Origin of the sequence: Rathayibacter sp. AY1E8 (genome assembly GCF_002931415.1) — a bacterium.
Taxonomy (GTDB): Bacteria; Actinomycetota; Actinomycetes; order Actinomycetales; family Microbacteriaceae; genus Rathayibacter.
Genome location: NZ_PSVI01000041.1, coordinates 1 through 16,369 on the forward strand (window position 1 = coordinate 1; position 16,369 = coordinate 16,369).

Sequence of the window (16,369 nt, forward strand, 5' to 3'; positions counted from 1 at the left end):
CGCGCAGCACTCCTCCTGCGGTCACGAGCTTGGCGTAGCCGCCGCGGGCGGGGTCAGCCCACAGCGTCACCTCGAGGTGCTCCTCGCCCGGGCGGTGCGGGTCCCACGGCTCCGGGGCCACGTCGCCTCCTGCCACGAGGTCGACACCCTCGGCCTTCAGCATCACGACCGCCGGTCGGGCGTCGGGGACGCGCTCCTCGCCGCAGCGGCCCTCAGCCTCCGCCCGGATCCGCGCTGCGAGCCGGTCCGCCTGCTCCCATCCCGGACCGATCAGTCCGCTCGGTCCGCCGGGCACGCGGCCGTCGGGCAGGGCCGAGCCGCGGGGGGCGACGTGCGCGCAGTCGCCGATCGCGAAGACGTCCGGGTCGCTCCAGCTGCGCAGCTGCTCATCGACCAGGATCCCGGTCGAGACGGCGAGCTCCGCGCCCGCGGCCAGCTCGACCCGCGCACCGACACCGCACGAGAGCACCAGCAGATCCCCCTCGATCTGCTTGCCGTCAGCGCAGACGAGCGCCTGGAAGTGCGCACGGCCGCGGTCGTCGTGCGCGAGCAGGACGCTCTCGGACCGGGCGTGCGCCACCATCTCGACGCCGGCCGCGCGGGCGGCCGCGGCCAGCATCCGCCCCCCGCCCGTGTCGAGATTGCGGGCCATCGGGATGTCGCCGTGGAAGACGACCACCACCTGCGCGCCCTGCTCGGCGGCGGCGAGGGCGAACTCGATCCCGAGCACTCCCGCCCCGAGCACGACGAGGCGAGCGCCGGAGCGCACGGCCTCGCGGACCACCCGGGCGTCGGCCAGGTCTCGCAGCGCCACCACCCTCTCCGGGAGGGGCCGGGAGCCCGCGTCGAGCGACTCCGGATCGGCGGCGCGCACCGTCCGCTCACGTCGGGCCCGCTCCATCCCGGCGAGGGTCGGCACGTTCGCCCGGGCGCCGGTGGCCAGGACGAGGCGGTCGTAGGGCAGCCGCTCGCCGTCGTGCAGCCGCACGACGTTCCGCGCGCGGTCGATCCCCACGACGGCCGCTCCCAGGCGCAGGACGACGCCCGCCGCCTCCGCCGCCGTCCGGTCGCCGAGGTCGAGGCGCTCGCGGGTCGCCCGGCCGACGGCGTACTCCGCGAGCAGGACACGGTTGTAGGGGTCGTCGCCCTCGGCGCCGACGACCGTCAGCGCGACCAGACCGGCCCGCACGGCCGGCAGCAGCTCCTCGACGAAGCGCGAGCCGACGGGTCCGTAGCCGATCAGGACGATCCGCTCGGGAGGTGTCTCAGGCATGTGCCGTCCCTTCCGCGCGGACCCAGACCCGCGTGCGCTTGAACTCGGGCATCGACGACACCGGGTCCACGACGGCCTCGGTGAGGAGGTTCGCGCACTGCTCACCCGCGTAGTGGAAGGGCAGGAACACCGTGTCGTGGCGGATGTCCGCGGTGACGCTCGCGCGGGCGCGGACCACGCCGCGCGCGTTCCCGATCGCCACAGGTGCTCCGTCGCTGACGCCGAGCCGGGAGGCGGTCGCCGGGTGGATCTCGAGTCGAGCCTCCGGGCGGGCCGCATCGAGCTCCGCGACCCGCCGGGTCTGGGTGCCCGACTGGTACTGCTGGAGGTAGCGGCCGGTCACCAGGGTCAGCTCCTCGCCGCGGTCCACGACGACGGGGACGGCGGGGATGACGGCGACCAGGCGCGCCCGGCCGTCGGGGTGCCCGAAGCGCTCAGCGAAGAGGCGCGGCGTCCCCGTGCCGCCCGCGGGGTAGGGCCAGTGCGCTGCGATCCCGGTGTCGAGCAGGGCGTGCGAGAGGCCGGAGTAGTCGGCCACGCCTCCCGCGGACGCGCGGGCCAGCTCGTCGAACACCTCCGCGGGGACGGTCGACCAGCTCGAGGGGGCGTCGAGACGGCGCGCCAGTTCGCTCATGATCCAGAGCTCGCTGCGCACTCCCGCCGGCGGGTCGATCGCCCGGCGGCGGCGGAGCACCCGGCCCTCGAGCGAGGTCATCGTGCCCTCCTCCTCCGCCCACTGCGGCACCGGGAGCACCACATCGGCCAGCGCGGCGGTCTCGGAGAGGAAGAAGTCGCAGACGACCAGCGTGTCCAGGGCCTCGAGCCCGGCGCGGACGGCGTCGGCGTCCGGAGCCGAGACGACCACGTTGGAGCCGTGCACCAGCAGGCAGTGCACGGAGCGTCCGAGCTCGGCGAGCAGGGCGGTGGCGGGCAGGCCCGGGCCGGGGATCGATTCGGGCGTCACGTCCCAGACGGCGGCGACGTGGCGCCGCGCCTCCGGATCGCGGATGGAGCGGTACCCCGGGAGCTGATCGGCCTTCTGGCCGTGCTCGCGTCCGCCCTGGCCGTTGCCCTGACCGGTGAGCGTGCCGTACCCCGACCCCTCGCGGCCCACCAGGCCGAGCACGAGAGCGAGGTTGATCGCGGCGGTCGCGGTGTCGGTGCCGTCGACGTGCTGCTCGACCCCGCGGCCGGTCAGGACGAACGACCGCCCCGCGGCGAGCCGGCGCGCGAGGGAGCGGAGGAGCGTGGTCGGCACGCCCGTGACCGCGGACGTGCGCTCCGGCCACCACGCCGAGACGCTGCGGCGCACCGCCTCGGCGCCGGTCGTGCGCGCGGCGAGGTAGGCGGTGTCGGCGAGGCCCTCGGCGAAGACCAGGTGGATCAGCCCGAGCAGGAGCGGCAGATCCGTCCCGGGAGCGGGCTGCAGATGCGTGCCGGCGCCGTCCTCCGTCAGCCGCGCGGTGGCCGAGCGGCGCGGGTCGACGACCACCAGGCCGCCCCGCGAGCGGGCACCGGCGAAGTGGGCGAGAAGCGGCGGCATCGTCGCGGCGACGTTCGAGCCCAGGAGCAGGATCGTGTCGGCGTCGTCGAGGTCGGACACCGGGAACGGCAGTCCGCGATCGACGCCGAAGGCGCGGTTGCCGGCCGCCGCGGCCGAGGACATGCAGAAGCGGCCGTTGTAGTCGATCCGGGAGGTGCCGAGAGCGATCCGAGCGAACTTTCCGAGCTGGTAGGCCTTCTCGTTGGTGAGGCCCCCGCCGCCGAAGACGGCCACCGCGTCGGCGCCGTGCCGCTCCCGGACGCCGCGCACCGCCCCGGCGACCGCGTCGAGCGCCTCCTCCCACGACGCCTCCGCGAGGACGCCGTCGGCGCCGCGCAGCAGCGGGGAGACCAGGCGCTGTCCGCTCGCCAGCAGCTCGACGGAGGTCCAGCCCTTGGCGCAGAGCCCGCCCCGGTTCGTCGGGAACTCCCTCCCCTCGACCGCCACGGGTACGGGGCCCGCCGCGGGTGTCAGCGTCATCGCGCACTGCAGGGCGCAGTACGGGCAGTGGGAGTCGGTCGGGGCGGGGGCGCTCATCGTCAGATCCGGGTCCCCGTCTTCGCGGCGAGGCGGAGGTAGACGCCGGCCGTGATCGCGAGCATCACCGCGTAGGCGCCGACGAACCAGCCCAGCGCCGTCGTGTAGTCGCCGAACTCGGTCTTGGAGAAGCCGAGCAGCTGGGGGATCACGAAGCCGCCGTAGGCGCCGATCGCCGAGATCAGGCCGAGCGCCGCGGCGGACGTGCGCTGGGCGCCGATGCCGTCGTCACCGCGCTGGCGGGCGCGGAGGGCGAACACCGTGGGGATCATGCGGTAGGTCGCGCCGTTGCCGATGCCGGCCGCCGAGAAGAGCACGAGGAAGCAGGCGAGGAAGAGCCAGAAGCTGCCGAGCGGCAGTGTCGCGATCACGCCGAGGATCCCGGCGCCCATGGCGACGAAGGCGAGGACCGTGACAGGCGCTCCGCCGAAGCGGTCGGCCAGACGGCCGCCGGAGGGGCGGGACAGCGAGCCCACCAGGGAGCCGAGGAACGCGAGGCCGACCGTCGCCGAGCCGACGGCGAAGCCGGAGAACTCGGGGAAGGTGTCGGCGATGAGCTTCGGGAACACGCCGGCGAATCCGATGAAGGACCCGAAGGTGCCGATGTAGAGCACGGCCAGCAGCCAGAGGTGCGGCTCGCGGAGCGCGGCGAGGGAGGCGGCGACGTCGGACTTCGCGGTCGAGAGGTTGTCCATGCGCTTGGCGGCGCCGATCATCGCCACGACGATCAGGGGGACCCAGAGGAAGCCGGCGATCGGCAGGTTCAGCGTGGCCGCGGCGCCGACGGTGATCGCGATCGGCACGACGAGCTGCGCGACGGAGGCGCCCAGGTTGCCGCCCGCGGCGTTGAGCCCCAGAGCCCAGCCCTTCTGCGCGTGCGGGTAGAAGAAGGTGATGTTCGCCATCGAGCTGGCGAAGTTGCCGCCGCCGAAGCCGGCGAGCGCGGCCACCAGGAGCATGACGCCGAACGGGGTCTCCGGATTCGAGACCGCGATGCCGAGTCCGACGCTCGGGATCAGCAGGAGGCCCGCCGACACGATCGTCCAGTTGCGGCCGCCGAAGCGGGGGACCATGAACGTGTACGGGATCCGCAGGGTGGCGCCGACGAGGCTCGGCATCGAGATGAGCCAGAAGATCTGCCCGGTGTCGAAGGCGAACCCGGCCGCCGGCAGCGAGACGACGACGACCGACCAGAGCTGCCAGACGACGAAGCCGAGGAACTCGGCGAAGATCGACCACCTCAGATTGCGAGCGGCGACGGAGCGTCCCTCCGCCTCCCACTGGGCGGGGTCCTCGGGGTTCCAGCCGTCGATCCAGCGGCCCGGCCGTCGGATGATGCCGGTGGATGTGGCGGCGGTCGTGGGGACGGTGGTCGGGGGTGCAGCAGTCATCGTGGTCCTCCGGAGGGTGGGCGGCGCGCGCGAGGGCGCGCTCGGGACGGGGAGGTGGAGCGGTGGTGGTGCGGGGAGGAGGCGTCAGGCGTTGCGCCCGAACAGCTCCGAGACGATGTCGACCAGCTCGCGGGCGGGCGGATCGACGGCGGTGAGGAGGGGAGCGGAGGCGAGGTCGGCCCCCGCGGAGGCGGCCAGGCCGGCGAAGTAGCCGGGCGCGAGCAGGTAGGTGGCGACCACGACGCGCGCGCCGGGGTGGGCGGCGCGCTCGGCGGCGACCGCCTCCGCGATCCGCGGCTCGGCGGCCGAGATGAACGAGGTGCTCACCTCGCGGCCGAGCTCGGCGGCGAGGAGGCGGCCGGTGGTCCAGCAGTCCGCGACGGCACCGGCGTCGCTCGAGCCGGCAGCGGCGAGCACGACGCGGTCGCCGTCGTCGAGCCCTGCCTCGTGGAGCCGGCGGGCGAGCACGCGCGCCAGGCGGGGATCGGGTCCGAGCGCGCCCGAGACCCGCACCGGCCGCTCCGCCTCCGCCGCGGCCTCGGCGAGGTCGACGTGCACGTGGTAGCCGGCCGAGAGCAGCAGCGGCACGACCACCGCCGGCCGGCCCGGCTCGAGAGAACCCAGGGTCGCGGGGACGTCGGGCTGCTGCACGTCGACGAAGGAGTCGAGCACGTCCAGCGCCGGGTTGGCCCGGCGGACCGCCTCGACCAGCGCGGCGACGGCACGCCTCCCGTCGTCGTCGGAGGTCCCGTGGGACGCGGCGACCAGAGCGGTCCGCTGGGCGACCTCGATCGTGCCGTCGCTCTCGCGCACCTGCCAGGTGGCGAGGTGCAGCTCCGCTCGTGTGAAGCAGGCGCCGGTCTCGAGGTCGAAGACGTCCTTGTGCAGGGGGGAGGCGATCGTGGGCCGCTGCACCCCGTCGACCAGACGCGAGCCGACGATGCCGCGTGAGAGCACGGCGGCGCCGGTCGCGGGGTCGAGGTTCGAGACGGCCCGCACCCGCCCGTCGGGCAGGAGGAACAGGGCGAGCTGCACACCGCCGACCAGGGCGGCCTCGCCCCAGAGCGGCTCGAGGTCGCCGACGGCGCAGACCGGCACCCAGGTGGTGGCGGTCGCGGGGGCGAGCCGATCGAGGAGGGTCATCGCTGCGCCTTCTTCCTGCGGGTGGGCCACCGCATCCGGTCGGACGCGATGAGGCAACGGTAGGGATCGCGCGTTTCGTGCGAGCACGCCTCCGGTGTCGCGGGCGTAACGAAGCCCTCACGGCCTGCGGCGCTCGCCGAGAGGCGCGCGTCACACGCTGTTACACAGGGGCAACGGCGGGGAAACGGGCCGTCCCTACGGTGGACGTCATGACTCCTGGAGCGAACCCCGCCGCCCGGCCCCGACGCGTGCTCGTCGTCGGAGCGGGACCCGCCGCGCACCGCCTGGTCGACGCGCTCGTCGCCCGGGCCGGCGACCAGGCGCTGGAGATCACCGTCCTCGGCGAGGAGGTGCACCGTCCCTACGACCGCGTCGCACTCTCGAAGCGCCTCGACGGCGAGCACGACCTGACTCTGGGCGACGGCGCTCTGTGGGAGTCGGCGCGGCTGATCACCTCCTCCCGTGTAGTCGCGATCGATCCCGACCGCCTGCGCGTCGAGCTCGCGGACGGCCGCTCCCTCGAGGGCGACGAGATCGTCCTGGCGACGGGCTCCTCCGCCACGGTCCCGCCGATCGAGGGCGCCGAGCACGGCCGCGTCTACCGCACGCTCGAGGACGTGGACGGGCTCGTCGCCGAGCTCGCCGCGTTCCGCGCCCGGCGCGGACGCCCCGCGATCGTGGTCGTGGTCGGCGGCGGTCTGCTCGGCCTCGAGGCGGCGGGAGGCGCGCACCGGCTCGGTGCGCGCACCGCCCTCGTCCACTCCGGCCGCTGGCTGATGAGCGCGCAGCTCGACGAGGGCGCCGGGCAGGCCCTCGGCCGCATCATCTCGGCGCAGGGGATCGCGCTGCACCTCGGCAACCGGCCCACCGCGATCCTCACCTCGCCGACGGGGACGGTGCTCGGCGTCGCGCTGACCGACGGCAGCAGCATCAGCGCCGATCTCGTGGTCTTCTCCATCGGGATCACGGCGCGCGACGAGCTCGCCCGAGCGGTCGGGATCGAGGTCGCACCGCGCGGAGGCGTGGTCGTCGACGAGGCCTGCCGCACCAGCAGGGCGGGAGTCTGGGCCATCGGCGAGGTCGCCGCGATCGCCGGCCGCACGGTCGGGCTCGTCGCACCCGCCAACGCGATGGCGGAGGTGGTCGCCGACCGGATCCTCGGCGGCGACGCGACCTTCCCGGGGGTCGACGACGCCACCAAGCTCAAGCTCTCGGGCGTGGAGGTCGCCAGCTTCGGCGACGCCCTCGGCACCACGGAGGGAGCGCTCGAGGTCGTCTACGCCGATCCGGCCCGCGGTCTCTACCAGAAGGTCGTCGTCTCGGACGATGCGCGCACGCTGCTCGGCGGGATGTTCGTCGGCGACGCGGGCCCCTACTCCTCCCTCCGCCCGCTGCTGGGGCGCGAGCTGCCGGCCGAGCCCGGCGCCTACCTCGCGGCGGCGGGGGCGGAGGCGCCCTCGGGCGACCTTCCGGACGACGCCCAGGTCTGCTCGTGCAACAACGTCTCGGTCGGCGAGGTCCGTCACGCGATCGGCGAGGGGTGCACCGAGCTGGGGCCGCTCAAGGCCTGCACCCGCGCGGGCACCCAGTGCGGATCGTGCGTGCCCCTGGTGAAGAAGCTGCTTGACACGGAGCTGATCCGTGCAGGCGTCGAGGTCTCCCGCGCCCTCTGCGAGCACGTGGCGCTCAGCCGCAGCGAGCTGTTCGAGTCGGTTCGCATCCTCGGGCTGCACTCGGCCGAGCAGGTGATGGAGCGCTTCGGCTCCGGGCTGGGCTGCGACGTGTGCAAGCCGGTGATCGCCTCCGTCCTCGCCACCCAGACGAACGCCTACATCCTCGACGGCGGCCAGGCGCCGCTGCAGGACACCAACGACCGCGCCCTGGCCAACATGCAGAAGGACGGCACCTACTCCGTCGTCCCGCGGATCCCCGGAGGCGAGATCACGCCGGCGAAGCTCAAGGTGATCGCCGAGGTCGCCGAGCAGTACGGCCTCTACACGAAGATCACCGGCGGGCAGCGGATCGACATGTTCGGCGCCCGCCTCGAGCAGCTGCCCGAGATCTGGCGCCTCCTCGTCGACGCCGGCTTCGAGTCGGGTCAGGCGTACGGCAAGTCGCTGCGCACGGTCAAGTCGTGCGTCGGATCGACCTGGTGCCGCTTCGGAGTCCAGGACGCGGTCGGGATGGCGGTCTTCCTCGAGGAGCGGTACCGGGGTCTCCGCTCGCCGCACAAGTTCAAGCTCGGGGTCAGCGGCTGCGCCCGCGAGTGCGCCGAGGCGCGGGGGAAGGACATCGGCGTCATCGCGAGCGACCTCGGCTGGAACCTCTACGTCGGCGGCAACGGCGGCTACCAGCCGGCGCACGCCCAGCTGCTCGCGCAGGACCTCGACGACGAGACCCTGGTGCGCTACATCGACCGCTACGTCATGTACTACGTGCGCACGGCCGAGCGGCTCCAGCGCACCGCCCGCTGGCAGGAGGAGCTCCCCGGCGGACTCGAGCACGTGCGCGAGGTGGTCTGCGAGGACTCGCTCGGCATCGCCGCCGAGCTCGAGGCCGCCATGGCCACGCACGTCGACACCTACGTCGACGAGTGGGCGGCGACCCTCGCCGATCCCGACCGGCTCCGCCGCTTCCGCTCCTTCGTGAACGCCCCGGACACCGCGGATCCGCGCGTCGCGACCGTGCGCGAGCGCGGGCAGGTCCGGCCCGCCGGCCGGGACGAGAGACCGGACGGACCCGTGCTGGTCGCGGGGCCGAGGATCCCCGTCGGTCCGGCCGGGATCGGATCGGACTCGTGATGCAGCTCTCCCTCGACCTCGCCGGACGCCGTGTGCTCGTGATCGGCACCGCCTCCGGAACCCGCCGCGTGCTCGCCCGCTACCGAGCCGCCGGCGCACTCGTCGAGCGGCACGAGGCGGAGGACGCGCTCACCCCGGCGCCCCCGGCCCTGATCGTGTGGGTGGAGGGGCCTGCACCGCTCCGAGCGGCGGCGGCCGAGCTCTGCCCCTGGATCGTCGACGAGGCCCCCGCGCCGACCCGGCCGGTCGGGCACGTCAGCATCGTCGGCGGCGGCCCCGGCGATCCGGATCTGATGACCCTCGCCGCCCGCCGCGCCCTCCGCGACGCGGACGTGGTGCTCTACGACCGGCTCGGTCCGCACGAGGGCCTGGCCGAGTGGGCGCCCGGCGCCGAGCTGATCGACGTCGGCAAGACGCCGGGTCATCATGCGGTGCCGCAGCACGAGATCGAGCGGCTGATGATCGAGCGGGCCCTCGCGGGTCTGGACGTCGTGCGCCTCAAGGGCGGCGATCCGTTCGTGTTCGGCCGCGGGTCGGAGGAGGTGCGCGCGTGCCGGCTCGCCGGCGTCGGCTCCACGGTCGTCCCCGGAGTGACCAGCGCGATCTCGGTGCCCGCCGCCGCCGGGATCCCGGTCACCCACCGCGAGGTCAGCAGGGCCTTCACCGTGGTCTCGGGCCATGCGCCGTTCAGCGAGCAGGAGCTCGGCCATCTGGCCGGGTTGGGCGGGACGATCGTGGTGCTGATGGGCGTGAACACCCTCCCGCACCTCGTCGCCGGGCTGCAGCGCGCCGGGATGCGCGCCGACACGCCCCTCGCGATCGTCGAGCGGGGCTGGTCGCGCGACCAGCGCACGACGGTCTCGTCGGTCGGCGCAGTGCTCGGCCTGCTCGCCGAGCTGGCACCGCGCTCGCCCGCCGTGATCGTCATCGGCGAGGTGGTCCGGCAGGCCGCGTGCCATGATGCGGGGGACCCCGAGAGCATCGCCCGAGCGGTCGATGCACTGACCGCGTGAGACCCCGAGGGGGCCGAGCATGACCGGCACCGATCCCGACGCCGCCGTGGGGTTCCGACCCGACCAGCTGGACGGCTTCCGCATCGGGGTCACCTCCGACCGCCGCTCCGAGGACCTGATCGCCGCGTTCGAGCGCCGCGGTGCCGCCGTCACGCACGCCCCCACCATCCGAATGCGCGGCGTCGACACCGAGGGCGCGCTCGAGGAGGAGACCCGCGCCATCGTCGCCGCCCGTCCCGACGTGCTCCTCGCCACCACCTCCTACGGCCTGCGGCGCTGGCTCGAGGCCGCGGACGCCGCGGGGATCGAGCTGGCCGACGCGCTGTCCTCCGCGCGGATCCTCGTCCGCGGACCCAAGGCGCGCGGAGCGATCCGTGCGGCGGGTCTCGACGACCACGGGATGAGCGAGCGCGAGACGACCACCTCCCTCGTCGACCTGGCCCTGCGCGAGGGCGTCGCCGGCCGCACGATCGCGGTGCAGCTGCACGGATTCACCGACCCGGCTCAGCTGCAGCGTCTCCGCGACGCCGGCGCCCGGGTGCTCACGGCCGCGCCCTACCGCTGGAGCGTGCACGAGGACTCCGCCCGGGTGCTGCGGCTGATCGACGCGGTCTGCGGAGGGGGCATCGACGCCGTCACCTTCACCAGCGCGCCGGCGGTGGAGGCGCTCTTCACGGTCGCGGAGGCCGCGGGCCGCCTCGACGACCTCCAGGCGGCCTTCCGCGAGACGGTGGTCGCCGCCGCCGTCGGCCCCGTGACCGCAGCACCCCTGGTCGAGGCAGGGATCCTCCCGGTCGTGCCGGACCGGTTCCGGATGGGTGCGCTCATCCGCCTGACCTGCGAGCACCTCGAGCAGGCGTCGCCCCGCATCGAGACGGCCTTCGGCACTCTCGAGCTCCGAGGCCGGCACGCCGTCCTGGCCGGGACCCGGGTGGCGCTGACCCCGGTCGCGCTCGCGCTGTTCCGGACTCTCGTCGCCGCCGAGGGCGCGACCGTCGCGCGTCACGTCCTCGCGGCCTCCGCGCCGGAGGCTCTCGACGACCACGCGGTCGACGTCGCTGTCAGCCGCCTCCGTCAGGCCCTCCCCGAACCGCGGCTCGTGGCGACGGTGATCAAGCGCGGCTACCGGCTCGCGACCCCGCTCTGAGTGGCGGCGCGGTGCCACACTGAGCGCGTGGGCAGGCTGAGGGTCGTCGTCGCGCCCGACTCCTTCAAGGGGTCGGCGAGCGCGGTCGAGGTCGCGCGGGCGATCGCCGAGGGCTGGAGCGCTGCGCGCCCGGGGGACGAGATCGTCCTCGCGCCGATGGCCGACGGAGGAGAGGGCACGGTCGAGGCCTTCGCGCTCGCGGTCCCGGGGTCGCTTCGGCGGCCGGTCGTCGTCCCCGGCCCGGACGACCGGCCGGTCCGCGCCTGGTGGCTGCTGCTCCCCGACGGGACAGCCGTCGTCGAGCTCGCCTCCACGAGCGGCATCACGCTGCTCGACCCGCTCCGTCCGCTCACCGCGCACACGCGCGGCTTCGGCCGCGCGATCGCCGCCGCCCTCGACGCGGGGGCGCACGCCCTGCTGCTGGCGATCGGCGGCAGCGCCTCGACCGACGGCGGAGTCGGAGCGCTCCGCGAGCTCGGCGCACGCTTCTCCACCGCCTCCGGCCGCGACCTCGGCGAGGGAGGCGGTGCGCTGCCCGCGCTCGCCGCCGCCGACCTCCGCGCGCTGCGTCCTCTGCCGCCCGGAGGCGCGGTCGTGCTCAGCGATGTCGCGACCCCGCTGCTCGGCGACTCCGGGGCGGCCCGCGTCTTCGGTCCGCAGAAGGGGGCCGGCCCCGAGGACGTCCTCCTCCTCGAGAGCGGCCTCCGCCGTCTCGCCGCGCACCTGGACGCGGATCCCGATGCGCCGGGCTCCGGGGCGGCGGGCGGGACGGGCTTCGGGCTGCTCGCCTGGGGCGCGCGCCCGACCTCCGGCGCCGGCGCCGTCGGACGGGCGATCGGGCTCCCGACGCTCCTCGCGGGCGCGGACGTCGTCATCACGGGGGAGGGGCGCTTCGACGCGCAGTCCGCCGCCGGCAAGGTCCCCTTGCACGTCCTCGCGCTCGCCGAGGCGGCCGGGGCGCGGACGCTCCTCGTCGCCGGGGCGATCGCGGCGCCGACTCCCGGCTTCACCGCGGCGGTGTCGCTGACGGAGGCGGCGGGCTCCTCGTCCGCGGCCCTCGCGGACCCGCTCCCGCACCTGCGCGCCGTCGCCCGGGAGTGGGCCGCGCAGCTCCTCTGACCGTTCGCGGTGTCGGTGGTCGGGCGTACCGTCCGGGCATGCCCCGCGATGCGATCCGACCACCACATCTTGTGGTCGAGCCGCCGCGCGGACCCCACCGGTCGGGCATGCCGACACGCCGTGACGCGTTGTACACAGTGAACGGGATCCTTCTGTCCACACCTGTGGATGGTTCGTCCGGATCCGCGTCCTTCCGCGGTTCCACGGGCTCCGGCCTGTGGATGAACGGGGGAGGAACCGGTGGATAACTACACGGCTGTAACTACTACGTCTAGTGGGCTGACACCGGCCCGCCCCCTATATGTAGTATTGCTGAGCAGGTCGGAGCGAGAGCCCCACCGGCACCCAGAACTCACCCGGACCACCCTCCGACCCCGCCCGCATCGCGAGCCGCCGGTCGGGGAGCTGCACCGGGACACCCCCTCCGAAAGGCGACACCCATGGCTGTGACGGTCTACACCAAGCCCTCCTGCGTCCAGTGCACCGCGACGTACCGCGCCCTCGACAGCAAGGGCATCGACTACGAGGTGTTCGACCTCTCCGTGGACGAGAAGGCCCTCGAGGCCGTCAAAGCCCTCGGCTACCTCCAGGCGCCGGTCGTCATCACGGACGACGACCACTGGTCCGGCTTCCGCCCCGACAAGATCGCGACCCTCTGAGGCGCACGGACGGCGATCCGCGACGTCGTCGGCGGGCGCCGTAGCGCCGCTGCGGCTTCCTCCTCCGCCTCGCGGCTCACCGCGCAGCCGCCTCGGAGGCGGGACCGAGAACAGCAGCTGACGGGGAGAGGGGCCGGAGGATGAGCGGGCTCGTGTACTTCTCCAGCAGCTCGGGGAACACGCACCGGTTCATCGAGAAGCTCGGACGGCCGGCGCAGCGCATCCCGCTCCACGCCCGTCGCGACGGAGCCGCCCTCGATACGCTCCACGTCCACGAGCCGTACGTGCTCGTCCTCCCCACCTACGGCGGCGGCAACGGCGGAGGAGCGGTCCCCAAGCAGGTCATCCGGTTCCTCAACGATCCGTGCAACCGCTCCCTGATCCGCGGCGTCATCGGCGCCGGCAACACGAACTTCGGCGAGGCGTACTGCCTCGCCGGCGACATCATCGCCCGCAAGTGCGAGGTGCCGCACCTCTATCGATTCGAAGTATTCGGAACACCCGACGACGTCCGCGCCGTCGACGAAGGATTGGACACGTTTTGGACGCAGCAGTGATCGACGCTCCCCGCGACGCCGCACAGATGGACTACCACTCGCTCAACGCGATGCTGAACCTCTACGGCCCGAACGGAGAGATCCAGTTCGACAAGGACCGCGAGGCCGCTCGCGAGTTCTTCCTGCAGCACGTCAACCAGAACACGGTGTTCTTCCACACGCTCAAGGAGCGCCTCGACTACCTGGTCGAGAAGGAGTACTACGAGCAGGCCGTGCTCGACCAGTACTCGTTCGAGTTCATCCAGCAGCTCAACGACCTGGCGTACTCGAAGAAGTTCCGCTTCGCGACCTTCCTCGGCGCGTTCAAGTACTACACCTCGTACACGCTCAAGACGTTCGACGGGAAGCGCTACCTCGAGCGCTTCGAGGACCGCGTCGTGATGACCGCCCTCGGCCTCGCCCAGGGCGACGAGACGCTCGCGACCGCCCTCGTCGAGGAGATCGTCGCCGGCCGCTTCCAGCCCGCGACCCCGACCTTCCTCAACACAGGCAAGGCACAGCGCGGCGAGCTCGTCTCCTGCTTCCTGCTCCGCATCGAGGACAACATGGAGTCGATCGCCCGCGGCATCAACTCCGCGCTCCAGCTCTCCAAGCGCGGCGGCGGCGTCGCCCTCTCGCTCTCGAACATCCGCGAGGCCGGCGCCCCGATCAAGCAGATCGAGAACCAGTCCTCGGGCATCATCCCCGTGATGAAGCTCCTCGAGGACAGCTTCAGCTACGCCAACCAGCTCGGCGCGCGCCAGGGCGCGGGAGCGGTGTACCTCTCGGCGCACCACCCCGACATCCTCCGCTTCCTCGACACCAAGCGCGAGAACGCCGACGAGAAGATCCGCATCAAGACGCTCTCCCTCGGCGTCGTCGTGCCCGACATCACGTTCGAGCTCGCGAAGAACAACGAGGACATGTACCTCTTCTCGCCCTACGACGTCGAGCGCGTCTACGGCATCCCCTTCGGCGACATCTCCCTCTCGGAGAAGTACCGCGAGATGGTCGACGACCCGCGCATCAAGAAGACCAAGATCTCGGCGCGCGAGTTCTTCCAGACCATCGCCGAGATCCAGTTCGAGTCGGGCTACCCCTACATCGTGTTCGAGGACACGGTGAACCAGGCGAACCCGATCAAGGGCCGCATCAACATGTCCAACCTCTGCTCCGAGATCCTCCAGGTCAACACTCCGACGACCTACAACGAGGACCTCTCCTACGCGCAGATCGGCAAGGACATCTCCTGCAACCTCGGCTCGCTGAACATCGCGCTGACGATGGACTCGCCCGACTTCGGCCGCACCATCGAGACCGCTATCCGCGGCCTCACCTCGGTGTCCGACCAGTCGCACATCACCTCGGTCCGCTCGATCGAGGACGGCAACGACAAGTCGCACGCCATCGGCCTCGGCCAGATGAACCTGCACGGCTACCTCGCCCGCGAGCGGATCCACTACGGATCCGAGGAGGGCATCGACTTCACCAACATCTACTTCTACTCGGTGCTGTTCCACGCCCTGCGCGCCTCCAACAACCTCTCCATCGAGCGCGGCACCACCTTCGAGGGCTTCGCCGACTCGAAGTACGCCTCGGGTGAGTTCTTCGACACCTACACGGAGAAGGAGTGGACGCCGGCCACCGAGCGCGTCTCCCGCCTCTTCGCCGACTCGGGCATCGCGGTCCCCACCCAGGACGACTGGCGTGCGCTCAAGGCCTCGGTCATGGAGCACGGCATCTACAACCAGAACCTGCAGGCCGTCCCGCCGACCGGCTCGATCTCGTACATCAACAACTCGACGTCCTCGATCCACCCGATCGCGTCGAAGATCGAGATCCGCAAGGAGGGCAAGCTCGGCCGCGTCTACTACCCGGCGCCGTTCATGACGAACGACAACCTGGAGTACTACCAGGACGCGTACGAGATCGGCTACGAGAAGATCATCGACACCTACGCCGCGGCCACGCAGCACGTCGACCAGGGCCTCTCGCTCACGCTCTTCTTCAAGGACACGGCGACCACCCGCGACGTCAACCGCGCCCAGATCTACGCCTGGCGCAAGGGCATCAAGACGATCTACTACATCCGCATCCGTCAGCTGGCGCTCGAGGGCACCGAGCTCGACCAGTGCGTCTCGTGCATGCTCTAGAGCACGCAGCCCCACCCCCCTCCGCACGACCCATCCGCAGCAGCGAGAAGGAATCATGACTCCCCCCGAGAAGCTCAAGCTCGTCGACTCCGTCCAGGCGATCAACTGGAACCGGATCCAGGACGACAAGGACGTCGAGGTGTGGAACCGCCTCACGAGCAACTTCTGGCTGCCCGAGAAGGTCCCGCTGTCGAACGACATCCAGTCGTGGAACACGCTCACGCACCAGGAGCAGCAGCTCACCATGCGCGTGTTCACCGGGCTCACCCTGCTCGACACCGTGCAGGGCACCGTCGGCGCCGTCTCGCTCATCCCGGACGCGATCACGCCTCACGAGGAGGCCGTCTACACGAACATCGCGTTCATGGAGTCGGTCCACGCCAAGTCGTACTCCTCGGTGTTCTCGACCCTGTCGAACACCCAGGACATCGACGAGGCCTTCCGCTGGTCGATGGAGAACCCGAACCTGCAGAAGAAGGCGTCCATCGTGATGGACTACTACCGCGGCGACGACCCGCTGAAGCGGAAGGTCGCCTCCACGCTGCTGGAGTCCTTCCTCTTCTACTCGGGCTTCTACCTGCCGATGTACTGGTCCTCGCGTGCCAAGCTCACCAACACGGCCGACCTCGTGCGCCTGATCATCCGCGACGAGGCCGTGCACGGCTACTACATCGGCTACAAGTTCCAGAAGGGACTCGAGCGGGTCGACCAGGCCAAGCGCGACGAGATCAAGGACTACACGTTCTCGCTGCTCTACGAGCTCTACGACAACGAGGCGCAGTACACGCAGGACCTCTACGACCAGCTCGGCCTGACCGAGGACGTCAAGAAGTTCCTGCACTACAACGCCAACAAGGCGCTGATGAACCTCGGCTACGAGCCGATGTTCCCCAAGCAGGTCACCGATGTGAACCCCGCGATCCTGTCGGCCCTCTCGCCCAACGCGGACGAGAACCACGACTTCTTCTCGGGCTCCGGCTCCTCCTACGTGATCGGCAAGGCCGTGAACACCGAGGACGAGGACTGGGACTTCTAGGCGTCGACACCACGTCCC

12 protein-coding genes are annotated in these 16,369 nt (G+C 72.2%); 8 read left to right on the forward strand and 4 right to left on the reverse strand.

Annotated elements, in window-relative coordinates:
* The 4 genes from C5C74_RS12280 to nirD all read right to left on the reverse strand — a co-directional run.
* Positions 1-1,273: NAD(P)/FAD-dependent oxidoreductase (locus C5C74_RS12280; RefSeq protein ID WP_104351621.1), on the reverse strand; the 1,273-nt coding region annotated here is incomplete at its 3' end.
* The gene (locus tag C5C74_RS12285) at positions 1,266-3,353 is read right to left on the reverse strand and encodes a molybdopterin oxidoreductase family protein (protein ID WP_104351622.1); all 2,088 of its coding nucleotides are present in this window, start codon (positions 3,351-3,353) and stop codon (positions 1,266-1,268) included. The genes C5C74_RS12280 and C5C74_RS12285, both read right to left, overlap by 8 nt.
* A 2-nt stretch (positions 3,354-3,355) precedes the next feature.
* On the reverse strand, positions 3,356-4,744 hold the full coding sequence (locus C5C74_RS12290; protein WP_104224352.1) for an MFS transporter: 1,389 nt from the start codon (positions 4,742-4,744) through the stop codon (positions 3,356-3,358).
* A gap of 84 nt (positions 4,745-4,828) precedes the next feature.
* A complete protein-coding gene (gene nirD / locus C5C74_RS12295; protein ID WP_104224353.1) occupies positions 4,829-5,887 on the reverse strand; it encodes a nitrite reductase small subunit NirD in 1,059 nt (352 codons plus the stop codon).
* A gap of 209 nt (positions 5,888-6,096) precedes the next feature.
* Here nirD and nirB point away from each other — a divergent pair, with 209 nt between their 5' ends.
* The 8 genes from nirB (at position 6,097) to nrdF (ending at position 16,351) form a co-directional block, all read left to right on the forward strand.
* Complete coding sequence (nirB, locus tag C5C74_RS12300) at positions 6,097-8,688, forward strand: nitrite reductase large subunit NirB (RefSeq protein WP_104224354.1); 2,592 nt, start codon at positions 6,097-6,099, stop codon at positions 8,686-8,688.
* On the forward strand, positions 8,688-9,701 hold the full coding sequence (gene cobA / locus C5C74_RS12305) for a uroporphyrinogen-III C-methyltransferase (protein WP_104224371.1): 1,014 nt from the start codon (positions 8,688-8,690) through the stop codon (positions 9,699-9,701). Before nirB ends, cobA begins: the two co-directional genes overlap by 1 nt.
* A gap of 19 nt (positions 9,702-9,720) precedes the next feature.
* A complete protein-coding gene (locus C5C74_RS12310; protein ID WP_104238252.1) occupies positions 9,721-10,848 on the forward strand; it encodes a uroporphyrinogen-III synthase in 1,128 nt (375 codons plus the stop codon).
* A gap of 36 nt (positions 10,849-10,884) precedes the next feature.
* Positions 10,885-11,967, forward strand: a complete 1,083-nt coding sequence (locus C5C74_RS12315; RefSeq protein ID WP_104308512.1) for a glycerate kinase — start codon at positions 10,885-10,887, stop codon at positions 11,965-11,967.
* 440 nt (positions 11,968-12,407) lie between these two features.
* Positions 12,408-12,626, forward strand: a complete 219-nt coding sequence (gene nrdH, locus C5C74_RS12320; protein WP_068255139.1) for a glutaredoxin-like protein NrdH — start codon at positions 12,408-12,410, stop codon at positions 12,624-12,626.
* Positions 12,627-12,766: 140 nt separating this feature from the next.
* Positions 12,767-13,183, forward strand: coding sequence for a class Ib ribonucleoside-diphosphate reductase assembly flavoprotein NrdI (nrdI, locus tag C5C74_RS12325; protein WP_104224357.1), 417 nt, complete (start codon positions 12,767-12,769; stop codon positions 13,181-13,183).
* Between the two features lie 26 nt (positions 13,184-13,209).
* Positions 13,210-15,315, forward strand: coding sequence for a class 1b ribonucleoside-diphosphate reductase subunit alpha (gene nrdE / locus C5C74_RS12330; protein WP_104267670.1), 2,106 nt, complete (start codon positions 13,210-13,212; stop codon positions 15,313-15,315).
* Between the two features lie 55 nt (positions 15,316-15,370).
* On the forward strand, positions 15,371-16,351 hold the full coding sequence (nrdF, locus tag C5C74_RS12335; protein WP_104224358.1) for a class 1b ribonucleoside-diphosphate reductase subunit beta: 981 nt from the start codon (positions 15,371-15,373) through the stop codon (positions 16,349-16,351).
* The last annotated feature ends 18 nt before the right edge of the window (positions 16,352-16,369 follow it).

Bases quoted from the DNA above. Each gene is read 5' to 3' on its own strand.
- nrdE (WP_104267670.1), top strand. From the start codon at position 13,210: ATGGACTACCACTCGCTCAACGCGATGCTGAACCTCTACGGCCCGAAC.
- C5C74_RS12290 (WP_104224352.1), bottom strand. From the start codon at position 4,744: ATGACTGCTGCACCCCCGACCACCGTCCCCACGACCGCCGCCACATCC.
- nrdH (WP_068255139.1), top strand. From the start codon at position 12,408: ATGGCTGTGACGGTCTACACCAAGCCCTCCTGCGTCCAGTGCACCGCG.
- nirD (WP_104224353.1), bottom strand. From the start codon at position 5,887: ATGACCCTCCTCGATCGGCTCGCCCCCGCGACCGCCACCACCTGGGTG.
- nrdF (WP_104224358.1), top strand. From the start codon at position 15,371: ATGACTCCCCCCGAGAAGCTCAAGCTCGTCGACTCCGTCCAGGCGATC.
- nirB (WP_104224354.1), top strand. From the start codon at position 6,097: ATGACTCCTGGAGCGAACCCCGCCGCCCGGCCCCGACGCGTGCTCGTC.
- cobA (WP_104224371.1), top strand. From the start codon at position 8,688: ATGCAGCTCTCCCTCGACCTCGCCGGACGCCGTGTGCTCGTGATCGGC.
- nrdI (WP_104224357.1), top strand. From the start codon at position 12,767: ATGAGCGGGCTCGTGTACTTCTCCAGCAGCTCGGGGAACACGCACCGG.
- C5C74_RS12310 (WP_104238252.1), top strand. From the start codon at position 9,721: ATGACCGGCACCGATCCCGACGCCGCCGTGGGGTTCCGACCCGACCAG.
- C5C74_RS12285 (WP_104351622.1), bottom strand. From the start codon at position 3,353: ATGAGCGCCCCCGCCCCGACCGACTCCCACTGCCCGTACTGCGCCCTG.